This is a genomic window from Promicromonospora sukumoe (assembly GCF_014137995.1).
GTDB lineage: Bacteria > Actinomycetota > Actinomycetes > Actinomycetales > Cellulomonadaceae > Promicromonospora > Promicromonospora sukumoe.
This window is the reverse complement of record NZ_JACGWV010000002.1, coordinates 1,520,213-1,546,233: the sequence shown is the minus strand read 5'-3', so window position 1 is coordinate 1,546,233 and position 26,021 is coordinate 1,520,213. Positions and strand designations below refer to the sequence as shown.

General features: G+C 71.2%; 22 protein-coding genes and 3 tRNA genes. 12 read left to right on the top strand and 13 right to left on the bottom strand.

The genetic code is table 11. The features are described from left to right. Window positions 1–99 precede the first annotated feature (99 nt). Window positions 100–927 (top strand): alpha/beta fold hydrolase, encoded by an 828-nt coding sequence (locus FHX71_RS24035; RefSeq protein ID WP_182619889.1) that lies wholly within the window; start codon window positions 100–102, stop codon window positions 925–927. Here FHX71_RS24035 and FHX71_RS24030 read toward each other — a convergent pair. Both FHX71_RS24030 and FHX71_RS24025 read right to left on the bottom strand, forming a co-directional pair. Beyond that, window positions 917–2,926, bottom strand: a complete 2,010-nt coding sequence (locus FHX71_RS24030; RefSeq protein ID WP_182619888.1) for a hypothetical protein — start codon at window positions 2,924–2,926, stop codon at window positions 917–919. The genes FHX71_RS24035 and FHX71_RS24030 overlap by 11 nt on opposite strands. A 213-nt stretch (window positions 2,927–3,139) precedes the next feature. Further along, complete coding sequence (locus tag FHX71_RS24025; protein WP_182619887.1) at window positions 3,140–3,988, bottom strand: class I SAM-dependent methyltransferase; 849 nt, start codon at window positions 3,986–3,988, stop codon at window positions 3,140–3,142. A gap of 71 nt (window positions 3,989–4,059) precedes the next feature. On the opposite strand from FHX71_RS24025, the gene FHX71_RS24020 reads away from it, so the two are divergent. Both FHX71_RS24020 and FHX71_RS24015 read left to right on the top strand, forming a co-directional pair. Next, window positions 4,060–5,334, top strand: coding sequence for an anhydro-N-acetylmuramic acid kinase (locus FHX71_RS24020; protein ID WP_182619886.1), 1,275 nt, complete (start codon window positions 4,060–4,062; stop codon window positions 5,332–5,334). Window positions 5,335–5,527: 193 nt separating this feature from the next. Then, window positions 5,528–8,209 carry a hypothetical protein gene (locus FHX71_RS24015; RefSeq protein WP_182619885.1) on the top strand — a complete coding sequence of 894 codons (2,682 nt, stop codon included), beginning with the start codon at window positions 5,528–5,530 and terminating at the stop codon, window positions 8,207–8,209. A 194-nt stretch (window positions 8,210–8,403) separates the two neighbouring features. On the opposite strand, the gene FHX71_RS24010 is transcribed toward FHX71_RS24015, so the two are convergent. Beyond that, a tRNA-Leu gene (locus FHX71_RS24010) sits at window positions 8,404–8,487 on the bottom strand. Between the two features lie 240 nt (window positions 8,488–8,727). Here FHX71_RS24010 and FHX71_RS24005 point away from each other — a divergent pair. From FHX71_RS24005 to pknB, 7 genes are read left to right on the top strand one after another with little or no spacing between them, the layout of a single operon-like run. Further along, window positions 8,728–9,444, top strand: coding sequence for an FHA domain-containing protein (locus tag FHX71_RS24005; protein ID WP_182619884.1), 717 nt, complete (start codon window positions 8,728–8,730; stop codon window positions 9,442–9,444). A 10-nt stretch (window positions 9,445–9,454) separates the two neighbouring features. Beyond that, the gene (locus tag FHX71_RS24000; protein WP_182619883.1) at window positions 9,455–9,946 is read left to right on the top strand and encodes an FHA domain-containing protein FhaB/FipA; all 492 of its coding nucleotides are present in this window, start codon (window positions 9,455–9,457) and stop codon (window positions 9,944–9,946) included. Between the two features lie 7 nt (window positions 9,947–9,953). Beyond that, on the top strand, window positions 9,954–11,459 hold the full coding sequence (locus tag FHX71_RS23995; protein ID WP_182619882.1) for a PP2C family protein-serine/threonine phosphatase: 1,506 nt from the start codon (window positions 9,954–9,956) through the stop codon (window positions 11,457–11,459). Continuing rightward, on the top strand, window positions 11,456–12,946 hold the full coding sequence (locus FHX71_RS23990) for an FtsW/RodA/SpoVE family cell cycle protein (protein WP_182619881.1): 1,491 nt from the start codon (window positions 11,456–11,458) through the stop codon (window positions 12,944–12,946). Before FHX71_RS23995 ends, FHX71_RS23990 begins: the two co-directional genes overlap by 4 nt. Further along, entirely contained in the window at window positions 12,943–14,472 is a 1,530-nt protein-coding gene (locus FHX71_RS23985; protein WP_182619880.1) for a peptidoglycan D,D-transpeptidase FtsI family protein, read from the top strand. Before FHX71_RS23990 ends, FHX71_RS23985 begins: the two co-directional genes overlap by 4 nt. Continuing rightward, on the top strand, window positions 14,469–16,301 hold the full coding sequence (locus tag FHX71_RS23980) for a serine/threonine-protein kinase (protein ID WP_182619879.1): 1,833 nt from the start codon (window positions 14,469–14,471) through the stop codon (window positions 16,299–16,301). Before FHX71_RS23985 ends, FHX71_RS23980 begins: the two co-directional genes overlap by 4 nt. Then, window positions 16,302–18,317, top strand: a complete 2,016-nt coding sequence (pknB, locus tag FHX71_RS23975) for a Stk1 family PASTA domain-containing Ser/Thr kinase (protein ID WP_182619878.1) — start codon at window positions 16,302–16,304, stop codon at window positions 18,315–18,317. Between the two features lie 57 nt (window positions 18,318–18,374). On the opposite strand, the gene FHX71_RS23970 is transcribed toward pknB, so the two are convergent. Genes FHX71_RS23970 through FHX71_RS23955 form a run of 4 tightly spaced genes read right to left on the bottom strand, consistent with a single transcriptional unit; the run spans window position 18,375 to window position 20,865 of the window. Then, on the bottom strand, window positions 18,375–19,037 hold the full coding sequence (locus FHX71_RS23970; RefSeq protein WP_182619877.1) for an aminodeoxychorismate/anthranilate synthase component II: 663 nt from the start codon (window positions 19,035–19,037) through the stop codon (window positions 18,375–18,377). A 24-nt stretch (window positions 19,038–19,061) separates the two neighbouring features. Further along, a complete protein-coding gene (locus tag FHX71_RS23965) occupies window positions 19,062–19,220 on the bottom strand; it encodes a hypothetical protein (RefSeq protein WP_182619876.1) in 159 nt (52 codons plus the stop codon). Next, window positions 19,220–20,053 (bottom strand): class E sortase, encoded by an 834-nt coding sequence (locus FHX71_RS23960; RefSeq protein ID WP_182619875.1) that lies wholly within the window; start codon window positions 20,051–20,053, stop codon window positions 19,220–19,222. The genes FHX71_RS23965 and FHX71_RS23960 overlap by 1 nt, the downstream gene beginning before the upstream one ends. After that, complete coding sequence (locus tag FHX71_RS23955) at window positions 20,050–20,865, bottom strand: DUF881 domain-containing protein (protein ID WP_182619874.1); 816 nt, start codon at window positions 20,863–20,865, stop codon at window positions 20,050–20,052. Before FHX71_RS23955 ends, FHX71_RS23960 begins: the two co-directional genes overlap by 4 nt. Before the next feature lie 144 nt (window positions 20,866–21,009). Here FHX71_RS23955 and FHX71_RS23950 point away from each other — a divergent pair, with 144 nt between their 5' ends. Further along, window positions 21,010–21,282: a cell division protein CrgA gene (locus tag FHX71_RS23950; RefSeq protein WP_182619873.1), complete on the top strand. Its 273-nt coding sequence runs from the start codon at window positions 21,010–21,012 to the stop codon at window positions 21,280–21,282. Between the two features lie 122 nt (window positions 21,283–21,404). Here FHX71_RS23950 and FHX71_RS23945 read toward each other — a convergent pair whose 3' ends face one another. Then, window positions 21,405–22,286, bottom strand: a complete 882-nt coding sequence (locus FHX71_RS23945; RefSeq protein ID WP_182619872.1) for a rhomboid family intramembrane serine protease — start codon at window positions 22,284–22,286, stop codon at window positions 21,405–21,407. Window positions 22,287–22,384: 98 nt separating this feature from the next. After that, on the bottom strand, window positions 22,385–22,924 hold the full coding sequence (locus FHX71_RS23940) for a peptidylprolyl isomerase (protein WP_182619871.1): 540 nt from the start codon (window positions 22,922–22,924) through the stop codon (window positions 22,385–22,387). 123 nt (window positions 22,925–23,047) lie between these two features. On the opposite strand from FHX71_RS23940, the gene FHX71_RS23935 reads away from it, so the two are divergent. Next, window positions 23,048–24,064 carry a hypothetical protein gene (locus FHX71_RS23935; RefSeq protein WP_182619870.1) on the top strand — a complete coding sequence of 339 codons (1,017 nt, stop codon included), beginning with the start codon at window positions 23,048–23,050 and terminating at the stop codon, window positions 24,062–24,064. 101 nt (window positions 24,065–24,165) lie between these two features. Here the strand turns inward: FHX71_RS23935 and FHX71_RS23930 are convergent, their stop codons facing one another. The 4 genes from FHX71_RS23930 to FHX71_RS23920 form a co-directional block, all read right to left on the bottom strand. After that, a complete protein-coding gene (locus tag FHX71_RS23930) occupies window positions 24,166–25,368 on the bottom strand; it encodes a beta-1,3-glucanase family protein (protein WP_182619869.1) in 1,203 nt (400 codons plus the stop codon). 285 nt (window positions 25,369–25,653) lie between these two features. Continuing rightward, window positions 25,654–25,726, bottom strand: a tRNA-Ala gene (locus FHX71_RS23925). Window positions 25,727–25,738: 12 nt separating this feature from the next. Then, window positions 25,739–25,858, bottom strand: coding sequence for a DLW-39 family protein (locus FHX71_RS28890; protein ID WP_253874143.1), 120 nt, complete (start codon window positions 25,856–25,858; stop codon window positions 25,739–25,741). Between the two features lie 35 nt (window positions 25,859–25,893). Next, window positions 25,894–25,967: transfer RNA gene (locus FHX71_RS23920), tRNA-Ile, on the bottom strand. Window positions 25,968–26,021 lie beyond the last annotated feature (54 nt).

The following is a 26,021-nucleotide window of genomic DNA, read 5'->3' as shown; positions in this document are numbered from 1 at the left end:
ACCGCGCGGTACGCCCAGGCTTTTTCCTTCGGGCGAAATTCGTCGCCCCGGGCATGTCAGGGAGCGACGATTTTTCGGGGACCGGCTCGTCTGCCCTGCATGACCACCACCACCGTCGACGCCCTGACGACGTCGGCCGACGGGACGCGGATCGCGTTCGACCTCACGGGGCCGGGCCGTGGCCTGGCGCCTGCGGTCGTCGTGGTCGACGGCGTGCTCGCGCACCGGATGCCCGTCACGCTCGCGGTGGCGTCCGTGCTGGGCGACCGCGTGACCACGCTGCGGTACGACCGGCGCGGGCGGGGCGGGAGCGGTGACACCCGGCCGTACAGCGTGGACCGCGAGGTCGACGACATCGCCGCGTTGCTCGAGGTCACGGGCCCGGCGGCGTTGGTGGGGATCTCCACGGGCGGGTTCCTCGCCCTGCGCGCCGCCGCCGACCTGGGCTCCTGCGTGACCGGTGTGCTCTGCTACGAGCCGGGCTACGACGTCGCCGGCGGGGAGCCGCCCGCCGACCCCCGGATGATCGCGGGGGTGGAGGCCTGCGTCGAGGCCGGCGACCCGGGCAGCGCGGTCGAGCTGTTCCTCGACGTGGTGGGCATGCCGTGCGCCCTGGTGCCGCGGATGCGGGCCTCGGCGTCGTGGCCGGACCTGGAGGCGATGGCGGCGACCATCGCCTACGACGGCCGGGTGCTCGCCGCCGTCGCCCTGGGCCGGCGCGCGCTGATGGGCCGGTGGGACGGGATAGACCAGCCGGTCGTGGTGGCCCACGGGGCCGCGAGCGCCGCGCAGGTGGCGGCGTCGGCGCGGTCCCTCGCGGCGGTGCTTCCGGCGGCGCGTCGCGTGACCCTGCCCGGGCACGGGACGGACGTGCCGCCGGAAGCGATGGCGGAGGCCGTGGCCGGCCTCCTCGGGATCAGTCCGTGACCGTGGCCCGGAAGCCGGTCAGCGGGGCGACGCCGGCCGGGGCGGCGAGGCCCGGGGCGGCGAGGCTCGTCCGGGCGGCGGAGCTCGCACCGCTGGGGTTGAACAGCTCGTACTTGGCGTACTGGATGTAGTTCTGCCCGCTGGAGCGGTCGATGATGCGCCACCGTCCACCGTCGCGAACCGACTGCGGGGCGTTGGAGTACGCGACGAAGGAGCCGCAGCCGTCTTCGTCGAGCGGGACGCCCCACGAGAGGTGGTCGCCCTGCTCCGAGCCGGCGTCGGCGTAGACGTGGCCGTTGTTGCCGACGAACCGGACGCTCAGGTCGTTGCTCGCGTAGTACCCGGGCGCTGCGCAGATCCAGACCTGGGCGGCCAGGTAGCCCTGGTACTGGTCGGAGTTGGTGACCAGCGCGTTGTAGTTCCACAGGCTGAACCACTGGTTGATCGCGAACGGGTGCGCCAGCGAGGACTGGATCCACATGTAGCTGTAGGCGCTGGTGTCCCTGCCCGCCATGTTCGTCACGACCACGCGGAACCGGTTGAGGTCGAGCGTCGTCGAGCCCTTCATGGTGAGCGTGGAGCTCGTCCGGCCGGACATGTTGGTCCACTTCGGGTTCGCCGGCGTCCAGCGCTGCCACTGGTAGCGCAGGCCGCCACCGGTCGCGGAGACCTTGAGCGTGATGGTGCGGCCGACGGTGGACTCGGTGGACTGCGTCGGGTTCTTCGTCACCCGCGGCACGCTGATGCCGACGGGCCACTTCACGGCGGCCGTGCTCGAGCTGCGGCGGGTGGCCGTCAGGTAGGCGTGCTTGCGGCCCTTGACCTCCACGGAGATCTTCTTGCCGTGCTCCTTGGTGGTGAGCTTGTAGGTGCGGCCGGTCGCACCGGCGATCACCTTGCCGTTGGCGAGCCAGCGGTAGCTGACCGACGTCGGGGCGGGCGACCAGGTGCCGCGGTTCGCCGTGAGCGTCTTGCCCACGCGGACGGTGCCGCTGATCGTGGGCGCGACGGTCCTGGCGAACGGCTTGGCCACGACGGACGACGCCGAGGTGACCGTGCGGGTCGTGTACCCGGTGCGGGACGCCGTCGCGGTGACGGTGAGCTTGTCCCCGTGCAGCCGCGAGGGGATCGTGTAGGTGCGGCTGGTCGCGCCGGAGATCGACCGGCCGTTCGCCTTCCAGCGGTAGGTCACCTTGCTGGGCGCGGGGGAGAAGTTGCCGGTCGTGGCGCTGACCTTGCCGCCGACCTTGACGGTGCCGCTGATCTTCAGCGACGTGGCGGTGAAGGTCGCCTTCGCGACGGTCGCCGCGGCGCTGGACACCGTGCGCGAGCCGTAGCCGGCCCGGGTGCCCGTCACCTCGAGCCGCAGGGTGCGGCCCGCCTGGGTGGCCAGGGGCGTGTAGGTCGCGGCGGTGCCGGCGGTCGTGCCGCCCACCACCCACCGGTAGGCGAACGTGGTTCCCGCCGGCCAGCCGGCGGTCTTCGCGGTCAGCTTGTAACCCACCCGGACGGTGCCCGAGACGGACGCGGTGCCCGCGACCAGGTCGCCCTCCACCACGGGTCCGACGACGGCGGCGGCGGGCTCGCCCGTGAGGCCTGCGGCCGTCCCGGTGACGGTGCCGATCAGGTACTTGCCGAGGTGCTCGGGCAGCAGGGTGAGCGACTCCGCGGTGGCGTCCGTGACCGGGACGTCCGCGTCGTCGAGGGCCGCGTCGTCACTCAGGAGCCAGGCGTAGGCGCGGCTCTCGGGCTCGGGCGTCCAGGTGCCGCCGGACTCGTCGAGGGTGAGCACGGAGCCGACGGCGGCGGTGCCGTCGGCCGTCAGGGTGCCGGCGAAGACCGGGCCGTCGGCCTCGGCAGCCGACGCCGGGGCGGCGGCGAAGGGTGTCGCGACCAGGGCCAGCGCGGCGAGCGAGGCGGTGCCGCGCCAGCGGCGGACCGTGCTCCGGGTGGGTATGGCGGACGCGTGGGTGGCGTCGCCGAGGACTGTGGGGTTCATGGGGGGTCCTTCGTGATCCGTGACTCGGACGGGCGCCGGGCCGTCGTCGGTCCCGCGCGCCGCGAACCTAGCCCCCGCCGCCCTCGCCCGGAAGCGAATTCCCCTGCGGATCAGCGGAATCACGTCGCACTTCACCCGCCACTTCACCCGTTGCCGGGACGTGCCGGGGCCTGGGCCCCGACACGTCGGCCGGCTACCCCCGGACCTGGTGCGTCAGAACGGCCGGCGTGCGGTGACGAGGATGCGGGGCGCCTCGTCCACGAGCTCGTTGCCCGTCGCGAAGTGCATGTGCAGCCCGCGCAGCGCGGCCTCGTGCCGCGCGACGGCGGCCGGCGTGAGCTCGGCGAGGTCGGGCACCTGCCATGCCGCCGTCCGCAGGTACCAGAGCACGGACGACAGGTCCTTGAACGTGCGCGTCCCCGCGTACTCCGTGGCCTCGACGATCTCGAGGCCGGAGGCGACGAGGCCGTCGGAGATCACGTCGATCGTCACGCCGTCCGGGTCCCAGCCCAGCGGCACCCGGAGCGCCTGGTTGAGCACGATGCCGTCGCGGGTGTCCACCTGCTCGGTCAGGAACGTCCCGCCCGGCTCCAGCACGCGGCCGACCTCGTCGGGGTCGATGCTGCTGAACCGGCTGAGCACCGTGCTGAACTGGCCGTCGAAGAACGGCAGCAGCACGTCGCCCGTCCAGGACGGCTCCACCCGGCGCACGTCGACGCCGAGCGGCGCCAGGCGGCGTCGGGCCGCGAGGAAGACCGGGCCGGCCTCCGTGGCGGCCGAAGCGATGGGCAGCGGGCCGAGGCCCGCGAAGAAGTCACCGTCACCGGTGCCGATGTCGAGCACGGCGCCCCGTGTCTTGAGCACGATCTCGCGTGCGAGGGCGGGGTAGTCCCAATCCGGCGTGTCGGTCGTGAGACGGTCGACGGCGGGGGTCGCGTCGAGACCACCCGTGAACAGCGCCGCGGGTGTTGCAGGAGTCGCAGGGGCGTTGCGCGCCCATTCGACGTGGTCCTCGAACGGCGCGTCCGGCGCCGGAGCAGGGGCGATCGAGACGTCAAGCATGTGGGAGATTGTGACGCAAACGGGGAGTAAGGGCTAACACTGGTACAAACACGACCGGAGGAGTCGCCGTGATGGGAGATCCCATACCCGGAGCACGCATCTCACCGGCAGACCCGCGGTTTCCACTCCGAGTGGTCGGCCTGATGTCCGGCACGTCCCATGACGGGGTCGACGCCGCGGCGTGCGAGCTCCGGCTCGCCGGCGACACGCTGACGCTCACGCCCCTCGGACACCTCTCCGTCCCCTGTCCGACGGCGCTGCGGAACGAGCTCGTGGCCGCCCTGCCGCCGTCCGCCACCTCGGCGGAGACGTTCTGCCGCCTCGACACCGGCATCGGCCAGGCCTTCGCCGACGTCGCCGCGCGGGCCGTCGCGGAGCTGTGCGACGGACGCGCCGACCTCGTCGTCTCGCACGGCCAGACGGTCTTCCACTGGGTGTCGGACGGCGGGGCTTCGGGCGGCGGGGCTTCGGGCGGCGGCCCCGGCGGCGGCGTGCGGGGGACCCTGCAGATCGGCGAACCCGCGTGGATCGCCGAGGCGACCGGCCTGCCCGTCGTCTCCGGCCTGCGCACGCGCGACGTCGCGGCGGGTGGTCAGGGCGCCCCGCTGGTCGGCCTGTTCGACGCCCTGTGGCTCGCCGGGCGCCCCGGCACGGCGGTGGCCCTGAACCTGGGCGGCATCGCGAACGTGACCGTGCTGGCCGGCACGGGCGATGCGCCGGTCGCCTTCGACACGGGCCCCGCGTGCGCCCTACTCGACGCCGCGACCAGGCACGTCACCGGCGGCCACCTCGTCTTCGACGCCGACGGCGCGCTCGCCGCCCGCGGCCGCGTGCTGCCCGACCTGCTGTCCCGGCTGCTCGACGAGCCGTACTACGCGCGCCCCGCCCCCAAGTCAACGGGCAAGGAGCTGTTCCACCTCTCCTACCTGCTGGACCGCCTGGGGCCGGCCGAGCCGACGGCGGAGGACCTGCTCGCCACGCTCGTGGCCCTGACGGCCCGCACCGTGGCCGACGCCGTCCGGGGCACCGCCACCGAGGTCGTCGCGTCGGGCGGCGGCACGCGCAACCCGGTGCTGATGGCGGCGCTGCGCGCCGAGCTGCCCGGCGTCGCCGTGCTCGGCTCGGACGAGCTGGGGGTACCGAGCCAGGCCAAGGAGGCGCTGGCGTTCGCGGTGCTGGGCTGGCACACCTGGTACGGCCTGCCCGGGGTGCTCGCCGGGGCGACCGGGGCACGGCACGCGAGCGTGCTGGGGTCCGTGACGCCGGGACCGGACGGGCGGTATCCACCGGGACGGAGTGCTGGGGTGGAGCGGCCAGGACGGCTGGAGATCGCGCGGGCGGTCTGAGTCGACGGAACGTCACCGGGTGAAGATGCGCGAGACGCGTTTATTTCGGGGCAGACGTGGCCGAGCGACGGATACAGTCACGCGACTTGTCGTTCCGCGCACGAACCGTGCGCGGCTACTGCTGGAGCGTCCGATGTCGACCTCAGTATCTCGGCGGTTCCCTCCCTCGGCCCGGCGGGCTTGTGTGTCGCTGGTGGCTTCCGGGCTGGTCCTCGCCCTCACCACGACGGCTGCTGGTGCGGCGCCTGCCCAGGCCGCACCGCCGTCGAGCACGGCCAGGACGGCCGCCACGACTCTTGACCCGACCTTCGTCCAGGAGGGCGCACCGAGCCCGCACGGCGGACAGGTGGTGATGTGGGGCGACCGGGCGTGGGCCTACCAGCCCAGCATGGACGCGGTCCCCGAGGCCCTGCCCGACGGCGTCCTCGCCACGGCCATCTCGTCGGACAGCAGCGACCTGCTGGTGCTGCGGAGCGACGGGCTGGTCGACGGCTGGGACTCGGCCGGCACGCTCAACCCGAAAGCACCGCCCGCGGGCACCACGTACACCGGGATCGCGGCGAGCTCGGGACGGCTCCTGCGGTCCGACGGCGTCGTCGTGGACACGGCCGGGAGGATCGCCCTCACGACACCCGCCGGGGCGTTCTACACGGCAGTGTCCGGGTTCGACGCGCTGAGGTCCGACGGCATCATCGCGCCCTTCGATGCCAGCACCAGCTGCGCCTCCGCTCGACGACCGGCCGCCGGGCTGCGATACACGGCGATCAGCAGCGTCCCCGACTATGCCGTCTGGGCGGCGGTGCGCTCCGACGGCGCCCTGGTCTACTGCACGACGTCCGGCAGTGCCGTCGTGCGACAGCCGAGCGCCGGGACCCGCTTCGTCGGCGTGGACCGGTCCTCCGAAGAGATCCTCGCGGCCACGTCGGACGGCCGGATCGTGGCGGTCCTCGGGGCTCAGCCGCCCGCGGTGCCCGAGGGGCGCTCGGTCGTCTCGCTTGCGGCGGTCGGCAAGGGGTCCGGTGCTGCGGTCCTGGACGACGGATCGATCTTCCGCTGGGGGCTGAGCGGCGAGGCCGCCAGGCTTCCGGCGCTGCCGGCCGAGCGTGCCACGTACTCCGCCGTCGAGAACGGGGACCTCAAGAGCCACAGCTGGGCGATCATGGTCGGCGACCCGATCCCCGTCGACGTCGTCGCGAACGTCGCCCAGCCGGCCGGCAGGCCGCTCCGGGTCACGGACGGCCTGACCGTCGACGTGACGGCCCGCACCGCGGACGGAACTCCTGCGTTCGGGCACATCTCGCTCGAGGCGACCGGTCCGGACGGCATCGACACCCGGCTGCCCGACAAGACCATGCTCGGCGGGGACATCCGGCTCACCCTCGACCCGCGCCTGGAACAGGGCGACGGGGTCGGGACCTGGAACGTCTCGGCCACCTTCAGCAGGTCGCCGTTCGTGACCACGACGGCCACGACCTCGACCGACATGGCAGAGCCGAGCCCCGTCCGGATCGTGGCGTCCGGCCCCACGACCTGGCGCCAGAGCGCGAACCAAGGCGCGCGCTGCTTCGAGGTGGTGTCGGTCGACGGCTCCCCCCTCTGGCACCAGAGGTTCGGGATGAGCGTGGTCGAGGACCCGGCGAAGAGCATCAGTGCCGCGTGGTCTCCGGCATGCGCCAACGACCTGGGCCTCCGGGCGGGCTCCTGGACCGTGCGGTTCTACTACCTTGGCTGGGGCGCGGTCGACTCCGCCGAGCTGCTGGACGGCGTGGTCGTACGACCGCCGGCGGTGAGCTCGGTGCGGACCGACCTGCCGACCACCTGGCACTACGACCAGATGCCCCGCGCCATCCCGGTCGCTGTCGACGCCGAGGAGCTCACCGCACAGGGGAGGGTGCGCCTGCTGATCGACGGGGAGTTCGCGTCGGACACCGACCTCGAGAACGGCGCGGGCACGATGAGCGTCATGTGGGAACGCGTACCCGGCACCTACCTCTACCGCTTCGAGTACGAGGGCGGCTTCGGCGCCCTGCCGTCCACCCGGGAGCAGACGGTCACCGTGCAGCCCGGCCGGTTCACCACGGTCGCGCCGACGGTGACGGGTACGGCCAAGGCCGGATCGACGCTGAAGGCCGCACGCGGCACCTGGGCCCCTGAACCGACCGGCGTGCAGTATCTCTGGAAGGCCGACGGCGCGGCGATCAAGGATGCGACGAGCTCGACGCTGAAGCTGCCGACGTCGGCGGTCGGGAAGAAGATCACGGTGACGGTCACGGGGGACCGGCAGTACTACAGCACCAGTTCCGCGACCAGCGCCCCGACGGCCGCCGTCGCACCCGCGACCTTCACCACGGCGACGCCGAAGATCAAGGGCACCGCCAAGGTCGGCCGCAGGCTGATCGCGTACCGCGGCACGTGGTCGCCGTCGCCGTCGTCCGTGAAGTACGTGTGGAAGGCGAACGGAACGACCATCTCCACCCGAACGTCGAGCGAGTTCGTGGTCCCGGCCTCGGCCCGGGGCAAGAAGCTGACGGTCACGGTGACCGGGACGCGGACCGGATACACGACGAAGTCGGTGACGAGCGCCAGGACCTCGACGGTCGCGGCGGGCACGTTCGACGCGACGCGGCCGGCGATCAAGGGGACGACGCGGGTCGGGTCGACCCTGACCGTGGTCCGGGGCTCCTGGTCGCCGACGCCGTCCGCGGTCAAGTACGTCTGGAAGGCGAACGGCGTCACGATCTCGACCCGGACGAGCAGCAAGTTCGTCGTCCCGGCCAAGACCCGGGGCAAGAAGCTGACGGTCACGGTGGTCGGGTCCCGCACCGGCTACGCCACCCGGTCGGTGACGAGCTACGGGACGACGACGATCCGCTGACCCCCTGGACCAGGCCTGACCGAGGCGGCGACATCTCCGGATGTCGCCGCCTTGGCCGTCTCCGGCCCCGCGAGCCACCCGACCACCGCTAGGACATATCGGGGTAGAAGTACCCATACCGGGTCACTTTTTGATACCGAAGTCCGGGCAAGACGAAGGCCCCGACTCGATGAGCCGGGGCCTTGCGTACAACGTGCGCGAGGGGGGAGTTGAACCCCCACGCCCTTTCGGGCACACGGACCTGAACCGTGCGCGTCTGCCTATTCCGCCACTCGCGCGCTGCGAGGATGACGCTAGCACGACTCGGAGGGCAGTTCCGAATCCAATAACGGTGAAGTGGTTCACGTCCTGCCGCAGGTCTAGTAGCGTGCGGACCCGCCCACGTCTCTCCTCGCCGCGCCACCTGAGGGAAGATCGGAGAAGATCCGCAGGACATCCACAGTATTGGAGTCTGCGGGGACCTACCGGTCTATACGATCTAGGTAGTCTGCCCGGCGCAGACCCTGGAAGGAGGTGGCATGGGCGCCCTGGACCGCTTCGAGAAGAGCGTGGAGCGCATGATGAACAACGCGTTCGCCAAGGTGGGACGTGGCGAAGTGAAACCCGTCGAGCTAGCGAGCAGGCTGCGGCGTGAGCTGGACGACCGTGCCGCGGTCGTCGGACGCGACCGTACCGTCGCACCGAACGAGTTCACGATCGAGCTTTCTCCCGACGACTTCGCCCAGATCGAGGCGTGGGGCGCACAGACCCTCGCCGACGAGCTCGCGTCCAACATCACGGCGTACGCCGCGACGCAGCACTACGCGTTCGTCGGCCCCGTGAGCGTGACGTTCGACGAGCAGTACGAGCTCGTCCCCGGCCGCTTCACCGTGCGGTCGCGCAGCGTGCAGGGAAGTGTCGCCCCGGCGACCTCCGGCGCTCCGACGGGACGACACCCGCTCATCGACATCGACGGGCAGCGCTACCTGCTCACCGGACCCGTGACCGTCATCGGCCGCGACGCCGAGGCGGACATCGTGGTGGACGACCCGGGCGTGTCCCGGCGCCACCTCGAGATCCGTGTGACGCCGGACGGCGTCGTCGCGACGGACATGGGCTCGACCAACGGCCTGTACGTCGAGGGACACCAGGTCCCTGCCGCGACCTTGCTCGACGGCAACACGATGACCATCGGCCGTACCCGCATCATGTTCTGGACCGGCAGCGCGTCCGGTGCGGACAACGAGGACTGGTGAAAAATCCGAAATGAGTGAGCTGACGTTCACCCTGCTCCGGCTGGGCTACCTCGTGCTGCTGTGGGTGTTCGTGCTCTCGGCCGTCGCCGTGCTCCGGCGCGACCTGGCGGGACCGCGCACGTCCGGCAGCCGGCGTCGCCGGCCTGAGCTCGCGGGGCCGTCCCCGACGCCGACCCCCGCCGGCGGCGCGCCCCGCGCGCCCCAGCGCGGTGGTCCGTCGCGGCTCGTCGTGGTGGCCGGCCCGCTCACCGGGACGACCATCCCCCTCACCTCGTCCGGAGTGCTGATCGGGCGCGCGCCGAGCTGCACCCTCGTGCTCGACGACGACTACTCGTCATCGCGCCACGCGCGGATCTTCCCCCAGGGCGGCCAGTGGTTCGTGGAGGACCTCGGTTCCACGAACGGCACCTACATCGGCGAGGAGCGGGTGCAGGGAGTCATCCCGCTCGGCCCGGGTGTGGGCGTGCAGATCGGACAGTCCGTCGTCGAGCTCCAGGGATGACCACCACGTGACCGTGACCTTGCGGTATGCCGCGCGCTCCGACGTCGGCCTCGTCCGCTCCAACAACCAGGACTCCGCGTACGCGGGACCCAACCTCCTCGTCGTGGCCGACGGGATGGGCGGACACGCGGGCGGCGACGTCGCGTCCGCCCTGACCATCGCGGCCCTGGTGGGCCTCGACCGGCCCGACCACAGCTCCGACCAGTCGATGTCCGAGCTGGAACGCTCGATCGACCGCGCCCGGCAGGACCTCGTCGACGCCACCACGGCCGACCCGGACCTGGCCGGCATGGGCACCACCGTCACCGCACTGCTGAAGTCCGGCAACACCCTTGCCATGGCCCACCTGGGTGACTCGCGCGCGTACCTCCTGCGGGACGGGACGCTGGCGCAGGTCACGGTCGACCACACTTTCGTGCAGCACCTCGTCGACACCGGCCGCATCACGCCGGACGAGGCCGAGAGCCACCCGCAGCGCAACGTCGTCATGCGGGTCCTCGGCGACTTCGACCTGGACCTGACCCCCGACCTCTCGATCCGCGAGGCGGTACCCGGCGACCGCTGGATGCTCTGCTCCGACGGCCTGTCCGGGTTCGTCCCGGACGACGAGATCGCCGAGGTGCTCAGCACCGTCCCCGAGCCGTACGACGCCGTCGAGCGCCTCGTCTCGATGTCCATGCGCTCCGGCAGCACCGACAACATCACCGTCGTCGTGGCCGACGTCCTGGACGACGCCGCCGCTGCCGGCACCACTGCCACCGTCACCCCCGAGATCGTCGGCTCCGCCGCCCTCGCGGGCGTGACCGCGGCGGGTGGCGGCACGCCGTCGGCGAGCGCGGCCCCGCACGCGGAGATCGACGGCGACACCGTGACCGGCTTCAGCCGGAACGCCTCGGCGGCGGGCGGCCAGCCCGCCCCGGCGCCCGTGGCAGTGGGCGTGCTGACCGACCCCGCGGCGCAGGACAACCTGGCCGACACGCTCGAGCAGGCCATGATCGCCGGCGGCTCCGACGAGGAGCAGTACCAGCCGGACATCCAGCCCGACGGCGACCTGGCCGAGGACGCCGAGGAAGAGGCGCCGACGCGGAAGAAGCGCGCCTGGCTGACCGTCGTCGGCGCGCTGCTGCTCGTGGTGGGCCTCGGCCTGGCGGGCTGGGGCGGCTACCGCTGGACCCAGACCCAGTACTACGTGGGCGAGTCCGACGGCCAGGTCGCGGTGTTCCGCGGCATCCCAGCGACGGCCGGGCCCCTGACCTTCTCGACCGCGGTGGAGCTCACCGGCACCCGTGTCGACGAGCTCCCCGGGTTCGTCGCCGACCGGGTGAACGAGACCATCCGCGCCACCTCGCTCGAGGACGCGCGCGGGCGCGCCGAGCGGCTGATCTCCGAGGCCGCGCCGGAGCCCGAGCCGCCAGCCTCGCCGTCGTCCACGCCGACGCCGACCGCCAGCTCGACACCCACGCCGACGCCGACGCCTGACGCCAAGGGGAACACCACGGGAGGGAACGGATGAGCGTCCTCCAGCCCGAGGTGAAGGCCCCGGCCCGTGTCGCCGAGGCCGTGCTGCTCGTCGTCGCGCTCGCGCTCGGCATGGGCGGCATGTGGATGGTGGGCTACTCGCTCGAGGACGGCCTGCCCGAGGGCTTCTGGACGTACTCGATCGTGCTGGCCGCGCTGGCCTTCACGATGCACATCGTGCTGCGCCTGCGCGCGCCGTACGCCGACCAGGTGATCCTGCCCGCCGTGGTGCTGCTGAACAGCATCAGCATGGCGATGATCCTGCGACAGGACCTGGTCGGCATCAACGGCGCGAACGCGTCCCGGCACCTGATGTGGACGTCGCTGGGCATCATCGTGGCGGCCGTCGCCCTCTTCGTGATCCGCGACCACCGCAGCCTGCGCCGCCTGACCTACACGGCGATGATCGTCGGCATCGTGCTGGTGGTCCTGCCCCTGATCCCGGGCCTGGGCCGCGAGATCAACGGCGCCCAGATCTGGATCTTCATCGGTCCGTTCTCCCTGCAGCCCGCCGAGTTCGCCAAGATCGCGTTCGCCGTGTTCTTCGCGGGCTACCTGGTCGCGAACCGCGACACGCTGGCGCTGGCCGGCAAGAAGTTCGTGGGCCTGCAGCTTCCGCGCCTGCGCGACCTCGGCCCCATCCTCATCGTCTGGGCGGTGTCGCTGGCGGTCCTCGTCGGCGAGAAGGACCTCGGGACCTCGCTGCTGTTCTTCGGCCTGTTCGTCGGCATGCTCTACCTCGCCACGGACCGCGTGGGCTGGATCGTCATCGGCCTCGTGATGTTCGCCGGCGGCGCCGTCGTGGCCTGGTCGATCTTCAGCCACGTGCAGCTCCGCGTGGACATCTGGCTGGACGCGCTCAACCCCGAGCTGATGACCGGCCCGTCGTACCAGCTCGTCCAGGGCCTGTTCGCCATGTCCTACGGCGGCATGTTCGGCGCCGGCTGGGGTGGCGGCTACCCCGAATACGTGCCGTTCGCCTTCTCCGACTTCATCTACGCCGCTCTGGGCGAGGAGCTCGGCCTCACCGGCCTGCTCGCGATCCTGCTCGTCTACCTGGTGATCGTGCAGCGCGGCCTGCGGCACGCGGTGGGTGTCCGGGACGGCTTCGGGAAGCTGCTCGCGGGCGGCCTCGCGTTCGTGATGGCGCTCCAGCTCTTCGTCGTGGTGGGCGGCATCACCCGAGTCATCCCACTCACCGGCCTGACCCTGCCGTTCATGGCGCAGGGCGGATCCTCCCTGCTCGCGAACTGGATTGTCATCGCCCTCATGCTGCGCATCTCCGACGCCGCCCGACGCCCCTCCGCGCTGCCCACCCGCGGCGCGCTGGCCGAGCCGGCGCCCGTCGCCGCAGCCACCAGCGGTGCCATCGAGGTCGGTGGCCCCGGTGTGGGCCCGGTGCAGGCCGGGACCGAGGCCGGCGCGGGCCGTAACTCGACGCCCGACGACGCGACCCAGATCGTGCGGGGGGTGGACCTGTGAACGCCACCCTGCGCCGCCTGTCCACCGTCGTCATGGTCATGTTCCTGGCCCTGATGGTGTCGACCACCTGGATCCAGTTCGTGTCGGCGGAGAGCCTGAACGACAACCCGCGGAACGTGCGCGGCACGTACAGCTCGCTCTCCCGGGACCGCGGCCCCATCGTGGTCAAGGGTGGGGAGGCGATCGCCACCTCCGTCCCCGTGGACGACAACTACAAGTACCAGCGCACCTACTCGGACGGCGACGCCGGTGCCGCCAGCGTCTACGCGCCGATCACCGGCTACTACTCCGTCATCGGCACGATCAGCGGCATGGAGCGGTACGCGAACAGCTACCTCGCGGGCGAGGACGACTCGCTGTGGCTCGACCGCCTGCAGAACCTCATCACGGGTGAGGAGGCGCAGGGGTCCTCGGTCGAGCTGACCATCGACCCCAAGGTGCAGAAGGCGGCCTGGGACGCCCTCGGGGACTACACCGGCGCCGCGGTCGCCCTCGACCCGAAGACGGGTGCCATCCTCGCGATGGTCTCCAAGCCGTCGTACGACCCGAACCCGCTCGCGTCGCACGACTCGGATGCCGCCAAGGCCGCCGCGGAGAAGGTCATCAACGAGAAGCCGGTGATCAACTCCGAGGACGGCGAGGAGCGGCGCAGCGTCTACGGCCCGACGATCAACCGCACGATCAACGCCACGTTCCCGCCGGGGTCCACGTTCAAGCTGCTCACGGCGGCCGCCGCCATCGAGTACGACGGGAAGACCCCGGGCACCCAGATCCCGGCGCCGGACACGTACACCCTGCCGGGCACCTCGACGCCCGTGGGGAACTTCGGCGGCTTCCCGTGCGCGGCCTCGCAGCAGATGACGCTCCTGGAGGCGCTGGAGATCTCCTGCAACACCGCGTTCCTCAACCTGGCCGACGAGGTCGGCAAGGACGGGATGCAGCAGATGTTCCAGGAGTTCGGGTTCACCGACTCGATCGAGGTCCCGATGACGACCTCCGTCGGCGCCTACCCGGGCCTGATCGGCGGCGAGAACGACGACGACTCGGACGCGCGCATCGCGCTCTCCGGCATCGGCCAGGGCAGCGTCCGCATGACGCCGCTCCAGGTCGCCATGATCTCGGCGGCCATCGCGAACGACGGCGACCTCATGGAGCCGTACCTCGTCCAGAGCGTCCGGGACAGCGACCTCGAGCTCGTCAGCCAGACCAAGCCGAGCCGCTACAAGAGCCCGTTCTCCTCGTCCACCGCCGACGCGCTGACCGAGATGATGCAGGCCGTGGTCGACAACGGCTCGGGCAAGGGCGCGCAGATCCCGGGCGTCGCCGTGGCCGGCAAGACCGGTACGGCGCAGGACGAGCCGCGGTCGCCGTCGCTCTGGTTCACGTCGTTCGCCCCGGCCGACGACCCGCAGGTCGCGGTCGCGGTCGTCCTGGAGAACGAGGGCCAGTCCACCAACGAGACCACGGGTGGCGCGCTCGCCAGCCCGATCGCCAAGCAGATCATGCAGGCGGCGATCTCGAAATGAGACCGGTCGAGGGTCTGTCGCTGGGCGATCGCTACAAGCTGGTGCGGCGTATCGCCATGGGCGGCATGGGCGAGGTGTGGGTAGCGCGCGACGAGAAGCTCGCGCGCGAGATCGCCGTGAAGGTGCTCCGTGAGGAGTACACGGGCAACGAGGACTTCCTCCGTCGCCTGCGCACGGAGGCACGGAACTCGTCGACCCTCGTCCACCCCAACATCGCGCAGATGTTCGACTACGGCGAGGAGAACGGCGCCGGCTACCTCGTCATGGAGCTGGTCCTGGGCGAGCCGCTCGCCGACCTGCTCGAACGGGAGCCGGTGCTCCAGCCGGCGCGGCTGCTGCCGATCCTCGCGCAGACCGCGCGCGGCCTCCACGCCGCGCACCTCGCGGGTGTGGTGCACCGGGACGTGAAGCCGGGCAACATCCTGCTGGAGCACTCCGGCACCGTGAAGATCACGGACTTCGGCGTCTCGGTCGCGCAGAACCAGGTGCCCATGACCGCCACCGGCATGGTCATGGGCACCGCGCAGTATCTGTCGCCGGAGCAGGCCGTGGGCCAGTCCGCCACGGGTGCCTCGGACATCTACGCGCTCGGCGTGGTCGCGTACGAGGCGACGGCGGGCCGCCGCCCCTTCACCGGCCGGACGCCGGTCGACATCGCGATCGCGCACGTCAACGCGCCGATGCCGCTGCTGCCGACCTCGGTGCACCCGGGGCTCGCCGAGACGATCACCCAGATGCTGGAGAAGGACCCGGCGCAGCGCATCGCGTCGGCCGACCAGCTCGCACGACACCTCGACATCCTCGCGGCGGAGATCGCCGAGGACCCGTTCGGCAGCTCGCGCTACGCGCGCCGCTCGCGCCGTGACGGCCAGTCCTCCTCGACGACGCGCTCCGGCAACGGCCGGCCGAGCGCGCCGCAGCCCGGGCCGTCGCACGCCCGCAAGCAGAACCCGTTCAGCCCGACCGGCGGCGGGCGGCACACGACCGTGGCCAACGCCCAGTCCGCGCCGCCCCAGCCGGCCGCCGGTCCGGGAACCCCCGCGGGCGGCTACGGCTCCGGCACCGCGGCCGGCGGCTACGGCACGGGCACCGACGCGGGCGGCTACACCCCCGACGGCGGCTACGGGCAGGGCAGCCCGGCGGGCGGTTTCGGTTCCGGCCCGTTCGGCTCCGGCTCCTACGGTTCCGACTCGGCCGGGTACGGCACGACGTCGGGCACCTACGGGACGGACGCCTACGGCCGCCCCTACGCCCCGGCCCCCGGCACCCCGGCCGGCGGCCCCGGTTCGGGGGCCTACGGCACCGACTCCGCCGGGTACGGCTCGGACTCCGCGGGATACGGCACGACGTCGGGCTCCTACGGCTCGGACGCCTACGGCAGGCCCACCGCTCCCGGGTACGTACCACCGCCGGCGGGCGCCGGGAACGGGACCGCGCGCTCCTACCCGTCGCGCCGCGACCTGCACTCGACACGCCAGGACGGGCGAAGGGTCCCCCAGCAAGGGCGCTCGGGAGGGCACCCTGGGAAGGGACGGCGCAGCCTGTCGTCCGACATCCGAGGCTGGGTGAACGGGATCGAGGACCGCCTGGGGGTCCGCGTGTCCTGGCCGCTCGTCGCACTGGTCGCGTTGCTGCTCGTGGTCCTCATCATCACGCTGGTCACCGTGAACGGCAACGACGGCGCTCTGCAGGAGCCGTGGGGTTCCTCCGAAATCTACGCCGAAACGCTGAATCCCCCGGCAGCGGCCGGACTGGCCGCTTCTGGGATGATGCTCTTCAACGAGTCGTATGCCCTGAGGCAGACGGCCACGACATCAAAGGACCTATGAGTGGTGGAGAACACGCCCCGCGTACTCGCCGGCCGTTATGAGGTCGGCGAGCTCGTCGGCCGTGGCGGTATGGCCGAGGTGCACATCGGCCACGACACCCGCCTCGGTCGTACGGTCGCGATCAAGGTGCTCCGTTCCGACCTCGCTCGCGACCCGTCGTTCCTCACGCGCTTCCGGCGCGAGGCGCAGTCGGCCGCCGCGCTGAACCACCCCGCGGTCGTCGCCGTGTACGACACCGGTGAGGACATCCACCAGAACGCCGCCGGCGAGGACGTGCACGTCCCGTTCATCGTGATGGAGTACGTCGAGGGCCACACCGTCCGCGACATCCTGACCGACGGCTCGGCCGTGCCGATCGAGGAGGCCGTGGAGATCACGGTCGGCGTGCTGAGCGCCCTGGAGTACTCCCACCACGCGGGCATCGTGCACCGCGACATCAAGCCCGCGAACGTGATGATCACGCCCACGGGCGCGGTCAAGGTGATGGACTTCGGCATCGCCCGGGCCATGGCCGACTCCGCCGCGACCATGACGCAGACGAACGCCGTGATCGGCACCGCGCAGTACCTCTCCCCGGAGCAGGCGCGCGGCGAGCAGGTCGACACCCGCTCGGACCTGTACTCGACCGGCTGCATGCTGTTCGAGCTGCTCACCGGCCGTCCGCCGTTCCAGGGTGACTCGCCCGTCGCCGTGGCCTACCAGCACGTGGGCCAGGAGCCGCAGCGCCCGTCCGAGGTCGCCACCGACGTCCCCGACGTGCTGGACCGCATCACGCTCAAGGCCCTCACCAAGGACCGGGACCACCGGTACAGCACCGCGGCGGAGTTCCGCCACGACCTGGAGGCCGCGATGCGCGGCGGCCAGATCAGCGCGCCCATGGTCGGCGCGATGATGGGTGCCACGCAGGTCGCGGGCCAGCCCGCGTACGGTGCCACGCAGGTCATGACGCCGGGCCAGGGCGCCTGGGGCCAGACGACGGCGCAGCAGAGCCCGGTCACGCCGGGCAACGGCTACCCGGGCCCGCAGACGCGCGCCGGCCAGCGCGAGCCCGAGAAGAAGAGCAAGGCCCTCATGTGGTGGCTGCTCGGGATCGCGCTGGCCGCGGTCGCGGCCATCGTCATCGCCATGGTGATCAACGGCGGTGGCGAGGAAGAGCCGACGACGGTCGCCGTGCCGAGCATCCAGGAGGGCATCTCCGCCGACGAGGCGAGGGCCCAGATCGAGGCCGCCGGCCTGACGTTCCAGCAGGCCATCGACAAGGACTCCGACCTCGACGAGGGGCTGACCACCGGTCAGACCGACCCGGGGGCCGACGAGCAGGTCGACCCGAGCTCGACGGTCACCGTCTTCGTCGCGGGCGCCCCGGGACAGGTCACCCTCCCCGCGCTGAAGAACCTGTCGGAGAGCGACGCGCGGGCCCGGCTCGAGGAGCTGAACCTCACGGTCAGCGGCACCGAGACGGAGAACAGCGCGGACGTCGGCCAGGGCCAGGTCACCAAGAGCGAGCCCAGCGCCGGGGAGACCGTGCAGGAGGGGTCGGAGGTCGTCCTGTACCTCTCGACCGGCCAGGTCACCGTTCCCGACCTCGCGGGCCAGTCGCGAGCGGCCGCCGAGCAGCAGCTCAAGGCCGTGGGGCTGAGCTACGAGTTCAAGAACGAGCCGAGCGAGGACGTCACCGAGGGACTGGTGGTGCGCACCAACCCCAACGGCGACGTGGACCAGCGGTCCTTCGTCACCGTGTTCCTCGCCTCCGCGCCGGAGCCGAAGGAGACGACGGTCCCGGCCGACCTGCTGGGCAAGCAGCTCGAGGAGGCCCAGGTCGCGTGCACCGGGGTGCAGATCACCTGCCGGGAGGTCTCGCAGGAGCCGTCCGCGATCTTCCCCGAGCCCGGCCAGGTCATCAGCTCGAACCCGGCTCCCGGCTCGACGGTCGACGTCGGCGGCGTCATCGACCTGGTCATCTCGTCCGGCCCTGAGGGCGGCGGCGAGGGTGACGGCGAGGACATCATCCCGTAGCGCGAACGGCCCTGACCGGGAACCCGGTCAGGGCCGTTCCGCACATGGCGTCGCAGGTCACGAGGTGACCAGCGGCGCCATTCCCTTCGCCCGCTCGACCGCGCCGTCGAGCCCGCAGGTCTCCAGCCAGTTCGCCAGCAGCCGGTGCCCGCCCTCGGTCAGCACGGACTCCGGGTGGAACTGGACGCCGTGCAGCGGCAGCTCGCGGTGCTGCAGCCCCATGACGATGCCCGACGCCGTCGTGCAGGTCACCTCGAGCTCGGACGGAACGCTGTCCGGCGTGACCGCCAGCGAGTGGTAGCGCGTCGCGGTGAACGGCGCGGGCAGGCCGGCGAGCACACCCTGGCCCGAGTGCTCGACCAGGCTCGTCTTGCCGTGCATGAGCTCGGGCGCGTGCGTCACCTTGCCGCCGTACACCTCGGCAAGCGCCTGGTGCCCCAGGCAGACGCCGAGCATCGGGGTGCGCGACCGGGCGCAGGCGCGGATCACGTCCTCGGAGGCACCGGCCTCCGCCGGTGTGCCGGGGCCGGGGGAGACGAGCACGCCGTCGTACGGCACGCGCGCGCCGTCGTCGCCGTCGTACCAGTAGCGGCCGTCGGCGTCCGGGGTGGGCACGGCGTCGTTCCGGACCACCACGGTCCGGGCGCCGATCTGGTCGAGGTAGCCGACGATCGTGTAGACGAACGAGTCGTAGTTGTCGACGACGAGGATGCGCGTCATGGACACATGCTACGGCGAGGACCGCTAGGCGCCGACGGTGGTGTCGTTGAACGGCATGTACTCGCTGAGCCACGGGAAGAACTGTGTGAAGCAGACCGCGATCAGGCCGAAGGCGAGCACGAGGCACACCACGAGCTTGAACCAGCCCGGGCCGGGGATGGCCCGCCACAGGAGCGCGTACATCAGCTCACCAGCTCCTTCGGCTTGCCCTCGCCCACGGGCGACCAGTACTCCAGCTCGCCGTGCACGATGTACCGCTCGGTCGCGGAGAACATCGGGTGGCAGGACGTCAGCGTGATGAACCGCTGCGTCAGCTCCGGCATCGGCTGGTCCTTGGTGACACCGGGGACCGGCGCGATGACCTCGACGTTCTGCGGGTAGACGATCTTCGCCTCGGTCACCTTGTAGACGTACCAGGTGTCCTCGGTACGGACCACGACCGCGTCGCCGTTCTTGAGCTCCGCGATCTGGTTGAACGGCTTGCCGTAGGTGGTCCGGTGCGCGGCGACGGCGAAGTTGCCGAGGTCGCCCGGCATCGCGGTGTCCACGTAGTGCCCGATGCCGATGGTGTCGAGCACCGTGGCCTTGTCCGTGCCCTCGGCGACGGGCTTGACGTAGTCGTCCCCGAACCGCGGGATGTACATCTGCGCGAAGAGGGTCCCGGCGTCCGGCGGCTCCGCCATCACCGGCGGCGGCCCGTGGTTCTCGACGGCGGTCTGCGGGCCGGCCGGGGCGGCCTCCCAGTCCATCTCGGCGATGATCTCGCTCTGGGCCCGCGCGCCCTCGACGTCGGTCCACCAGAGCTGCCACACCACGAACAGCCCGAGCACCAGGCCGGCCGTCACCAGGAGCTCGCCCATCACGCCGATCAGCCAGGCGACGGGCCGCATCGGGCCTCCCGACGACTGGGGGCGGCGTGCGTTGCGCGGCCCCATCCCGGACGGGCCGCGCTGGTACGCGATGGGAAACACCTCTTGGGGCAGCGGCACGTTGTGTCCGGCCTGCGCGTGGGTCATCCAAAGACCTCCGTACCATCGGGAACCGTCGCGTACTGCAGACCGCCGCCGTCGTACGCGGGGAGGTCCAGGTGGTCGCTACGTCGCACGTCCCAGCCCAGGTGTACCCAGTCCACGTACTCGAGGTACGTCTGCACACCCTCGGACCTGTCGAGCGACGCCTCCATCTTCGCCGGGTCTCCCACTGCCGTCACCTTGTAGGGCGGTGAGAAGACCTTTCCGTGCAGCAGGAGGATGTTTCCGGAGCACCGGAACGCCGACGTCGACGTCACGCGCTCGCCCTGCAGCGTCATCGCCTCGGCCCCGCCGGCCCACAGCGCGTTGATCACGTGCTGCAGGTCCTGCTGGTGCACCACGAGGTCGTCCGGCTGCGGCTCGACGCCGCCCGGACCCGCGCCCACCGACGTCGACGGCGCGTCGTCGAGGGTCACGGTCAGGCCGGGGCCCTGGACCGGCTCCGTGCCCGACACGACGCCCTCGCGCCGCACGAGGTCGTCGTCCAGCGTGGGGACGGCGGTACCGGCACGGGCGCTCAGCGTCTCGATCTCTCGGTCCAGCACGCCGGTGCGCTCGGTGAGGTCGGTGACGCGCCCTGTCTCGGTGTCCACGAGCTGCGCGAGGTCCTGCGGGTCGCGGTTGTCGGCCCCACCGCCGTCGGCCAGGCGCGCGCTCGCGCTGAACATGAGGCCGGCGAGCACGGCGACGGCGCCCACGCTCAGCCACGAACGCCAGCGCGCGTGGGTGAGTGCACCAAGGAAGCCTCCCGCACCGCCCTTGGGCGACGGCGCGGAGGTCGGCTCGGGTCCGGTCACACGCGTCCCTCCTGCAACATTCGACCAACCCGCGGACGCGTCTGGTCACGACTCGGGCTGTGGACCACTACGCTAGTCCACGAGCAAGCAGACGTCGGCTCGGCACACCCGTCGGGCGGACCCCCCAGGACAGGAGCCCGCCTCGTGCCCGAGTCGAAGTCACGCAACAAGAAGAAGGTCACGCCCAAGGCCGACAAGGCCGAGGCCAAGGTCGCGCTGCCCGGAGAGGCCGTCAACCCGCGTTGGCTCGCCCCCGTGATGGTCGGCCTCATGGTCCTGGGTCTCGCCTGGATCGTGACGTACTACCTGACGAGCTCCGAGCTCGGCCTGCCGATCCCGCCGATCGGTCAGTGGAACCTCGCGGTCGGCTTCGGCCTGATCATCGTGGGGTTCGGGCTCACCACCCGCTGGCGCTGAGAACGGCGGCTCCGCGGCCGCACCGAGGCGGCCGCGGAGCTGTGTACCCATTTATCCACAGCTGTGGGTAAAGCTGGGGAAAAGAGACCGGTGCCACACCGCCGGCCCCGTCGACGACCTGTTCACAGGACGCCGACGGAGGCGTAGCGGAACACCGCCAGGCCGACCAGGACGGCCACGCCGACCACCGGGACGGCCCACGCCACGAGCGCGCGCCGCTCCTTGGGGGCGTACGCGTAGGCGGTCGCCACGAGCGCGCCCGTGACCAGCCCGCCCAGGTGCGCCTGCCACGAGATGTTCGGCACGAAGAACCCGATGGCGCCGTTGAGCGCGAGCAGGACGAGCACCTGTCCCATGCTGCGACCCAGCCGGCGCATCACCGGGAGCATCGCGCCGAACAGGCCGAACACCATGCCGGACGCGCCCACGACGGGCGTCACCCAGGCGTCCGACGTGAACGGGTCGCCCGCGAGGAGCAGCACGCCGACCGAGCCGCCCACCGCGGAGAGCAGGCACAGGACCGTGAACCGCGCCCGGCCGAGCAGAGGCTCGAGGAACTGGCCCGTTATCCACAGGGCGTACATGTTGAACAGGATGTGCAGCGGCGACGTGGAGTGCAGGAACGACGCCGTGAGGAAACGCCACGGCTCGACCGCTCCACCCCAGGGCCAGAACCACAGCGCGTGCGTCCACGCACCTCCCGTCACCAGCTGCAGCAGCCAGCTCACCACGCAGATGCCGATGATCGTCAGCGTGACGACCGGCCGGCCGTTGGCGGTGGTGGTCGTCGCCGTGCCGCCGAAGACCGTCCGGATGCGCGGGGCGGCGCGCTTCGACTCCCGGACGCAGTCCACGCACTGGATGCCGACCGCGGCCGGCCGTTGGCACTCGGGGCACGTCGGCCGGCCACAGCGCTGGCAGCGCACGTAGGACACCCGGTCGGGGTGTCGCGGGCAGACGGGAGCCGCGGCCTCGGTCGGCTCCTCGGCGGCCGGGTCGTTCATCGCGATACGTCCTCAGTCCCCTCGGTCATCGGTGCTCAGGTCGTGCGGGTCCGGTCCGACGGCGGAGCGCCGGTACGACGGCGGAGCGCCGCCAGGGCTCAGGGCTCGATGGTGACGGACTCGATGGTGATGTCCTCGACGGGACGGTCGCCGGGACGCGTGCGCGTCTTGCCGACCTTGTCGACGACCTCACGCGACGCGTCGTCCGCGACCTTGCCGAAGATCGTGTGCTTGCCGTTCAGCCACGGGGTCTCGGCGGTGGTGAGGAAGAACTGGGAGCCGTTGGTGCCCTCGATCTCCCCGGTGACCGGGTTCCGGCGCTTGCCGGCGTTGGCCATCGCGAGGATGTACTTCTCGTTGAACTGGAGCTCGGGGTGGATCTCGTCGTTGAACGTGTACCCCGGGCCGCCGGTTCCCGTCCCGAGCGGGCACCCGCCCTGGATCATGAAGTCGTCGATGACGCGGTGGAAGATCAGGCCGTCGTAGAACGGGTCCTTGCGCTCCTCGCCCGTGCGCGGGTCCGTCCAGGCCTTCTCACCCGTCGCGAGGCCGACGAAGTTCTCGACAGTCTTGGGCGCGTGGTTCGGGAAGAGCTCGATGCGGATGTCACCGGAGGTGGTGTGCAGGATTGCGAACATGTATCAATCCTCCCACGGAGGAGGCCGCAGATGCTGCACCGTCGTCGCGCCGCCCTCGCCAGTAAGGTCAGGCGATGGCAGAGTGGCACCTTGAGGAGTATTGAACAGTTCGGGGGGAGTTACATGACCCGCAAGAAGGTGACCGACTACGTGGACACGAGCAAGATCGACACCGAGAAGGTCAAGGAGAGGGCCGCGGAGGCCAGTGCTCTGCTTTCCGACGTCAGCTCCAAGGCCGCGACACAGGCCGGGTCGTTCGCGGCCCAGGCCAAGGACCGGGCCTCGAACGCGAAGGACTGGGCCCAGCCACGCGTGCACGACTTCATCGCCTGGCTGACACCGCGCGCGGAGAAGGCCTGGCAGGACAGCCTGCAGGCCGCCGCGCCCCAGGTCGAGAAGGTGGCGGGCAAGGCAGCGCCGCTGATCGACACCGCGCACGACAAGCTCGTGGACGACCTGCTCCCGAAGATGGTCTCCGCGTTCAACGCCGCAGCGGACAACGCCGCGGTGGCACAGGGCAAGACCGCCGCACTCGCCGCGAGCGTCACGGACGCGGCGGACAAGGCCAGCAAGAAGGGCTCCAAGAAGGGCTGGCTCATCGCGCTGGCCGCGGGCGGCGCAGCCGTCGCGGGCTACGTCTTCTGGAAGCGCGCACAGCCCCAGACCGACCCGTGGGCCGAGCCCTGGGAGCAGAGCTCCGGGGCCGACTACTCCGACGGCGCCGCCAAGCACTCCTCCGGCGTCGGCTCAGCGGCGGGTTCCGTCGTCGCGAAGGGCAAGGAGGCGGGGGCCAAGGCCGCACAGACGGCCAAGGACCTCGGTGCCCGGGCCTATTCGGCCGCGAGCCCCGCGTTCGAGGCGGCGAAGGAGAAGGCCGGTCCGGTGCTCGAGAAGGCCGCCCCGGTGATCGACGCCGCCAAGGAGAAGGCCGCTCCCGTCATCGACGCCGCGAAGTCCACGGCGCAGAAGGCGAGCAGCGCGGCGTCGGACGCCGCGCAGAAGGCCGGCCGTCCCGGCGACAGCTCCACCGAGCCGCCGGCGAAGGCCACGGACCCGAAGGACGCCAAGCCGGCTCCGCCCGTCAAGGACGAGCCGGTCGTGGACCAGGTTCCGCCCGGGGAGAGCAAGCAGGGCAGCTGACCCTGCTCGTCCCCACGCACACCAGGAGGGCCCGGCCGACTCGGCCGGGCCCTCCTGTCTTCTGCTTGAGCGCCCGACGCGGGGCGACGGGCGGACCGGCGTCAGCCGCCGATCGGTGTGGCCGATCCCGAGAACGGGTCGAGCTGGATGAACGCCTCGGTCGGGTCACCGTCATGCACCAGTGACTCCTGCGCGACGACGTCGTCGAACGCGAATGCGTACGCCTTGCCGTCCGCCATCTGCTCGTGGATGTACTTGGCGTAGTAGTTCGTCACCGAGTCCTGGTAGAAGCCGGCCGGGTCCTGGGTGGGCTGGGTGCTGCTGTCGAGCAGCGAGGACCGGTTGAACCCGGCGCACAGTGTGCGCGCGATGGCGCCGATGTCGTCGTTCGGCGCCGCCAGGTCACCCGCGCAGCCGAAGATGGACTCGCCCGACGGCTTCGGGAACGTGGTCACCACTGCGCCCGAGGTGTCGGTGAACGTCATGGTGTCGCCCGAGACCGCGCCGAGGAACTTCTTCTCCGGCTGGTCGCCGTAGGGCACGACGGTGAGCGTCTCGCTCGAGTACTTGCTCCAGACCCGGTCGACGTAGTCGGACAGGATGTTCGCGTCGACCTGGCCCGTGCCGACGCCGTGGCCGGGCGAGAGGACCCGGAGCACTGAACCGTCAGGTCCGGTCTGCGCGAGGCCGTCCCAGCCGTCCTGCTGCGAGAGCGACGTGACGACGTTGTCCCAGCCGTCGGGCTTGAGCATGCCGGTACGCATCAGCTCGCCGCTCGAGGAGCGCAGACCCGTCTGGTACGGGGCCGAGAAGAAGTCGACCTGGGTGCTGTTGATCCACAGGCCCGAGTCGTTGAGCGTGTACTCCGTCCAGTTGAACAGGGTGTCCCGGTTCGGGTCGCTCGGGTTCTGCACGGCCGGCTGCACGAGCTGGCCGTCGTTGACGATCTTGAAGTCGAGCTTGCTGCCGTACGAGAAGTACACCCGGCCGGACAGCTTGGGCATCTGGATCGTGACGTCCTGCCCGTCCGCGGGCCCGGCGATCGACGCGTCGGGCGCCGGCTCGGGTGCGCTCCCGGCGTCCGGCCAGGGGTGGAACGTCCCCTCGGCGTCGGCGTAGCCGAGCTGGCCGCCGGTCTCGCCCAGGACGTAGATGAACACCTGGTCGCCGCGACCGGAGTCGTTGGTGATGGTCAGCGGGATGGTGTCGGGTACTGCGGTGGCTGTCGGCGTGGCGACCACGGCAGCCGACAGGGCTGCGGTCAGTGCGGCGGCAGTGCCGACGAGCTTCCTGGTCAGGGACACGCTGTCCTCCTCAGATCACGAGGGGCCGAACAGTTGGGTGGTGCTGCCCCTCGCGATCGACGATATGGAAGGGGTCCTGCCGTGTCAGTAGCCCGGAGCAGATCAAGGGTGAAAAATTCGCAGAACGGCCCGAACCTACGGGTATCCCCTCAGGAGGGCGTACGTGGAATCGCTGACGCGGGACGGCCGACCATGAGAGACGGCGGCGGGCCCGGCTCTCGGCGTGCGGCGACAGAGCCCGGGAACGACAAAAGCCCGGACGAATCCGGGCTTCGGTCTGTGGGGTGGAGCCAGGGGGACTCGAACCCCCAACCCCCTGCTTGCAAAGCAGGTGCGCTACCAATTGCGCCATGGCCCCGGTGAGGGCCGCTCAGTCGATCGAGTCGGTGACCTCGGACCAGAGATCGCGGCCAGCCGCGTCCTCACTCAGCTTGCGCCAGAGAACGTAGCCGGCGCCGGCCGCCAGCAGCACTATCAGCAGCTTCTTCACGAGTTCCTCCTGGGGAGCCTCTGCAGGTCCGGGAGTGGGGCTAGGAGGACTTGAACCTCCGACCTCTTCCTTATCAGGGAAGCGCTCTAACCGTCTGAGCTATAGCCCCGGACGAGCGTTACGCACGCTCTTGCGACACTGGAGATTACCCCAGGTCGGGACG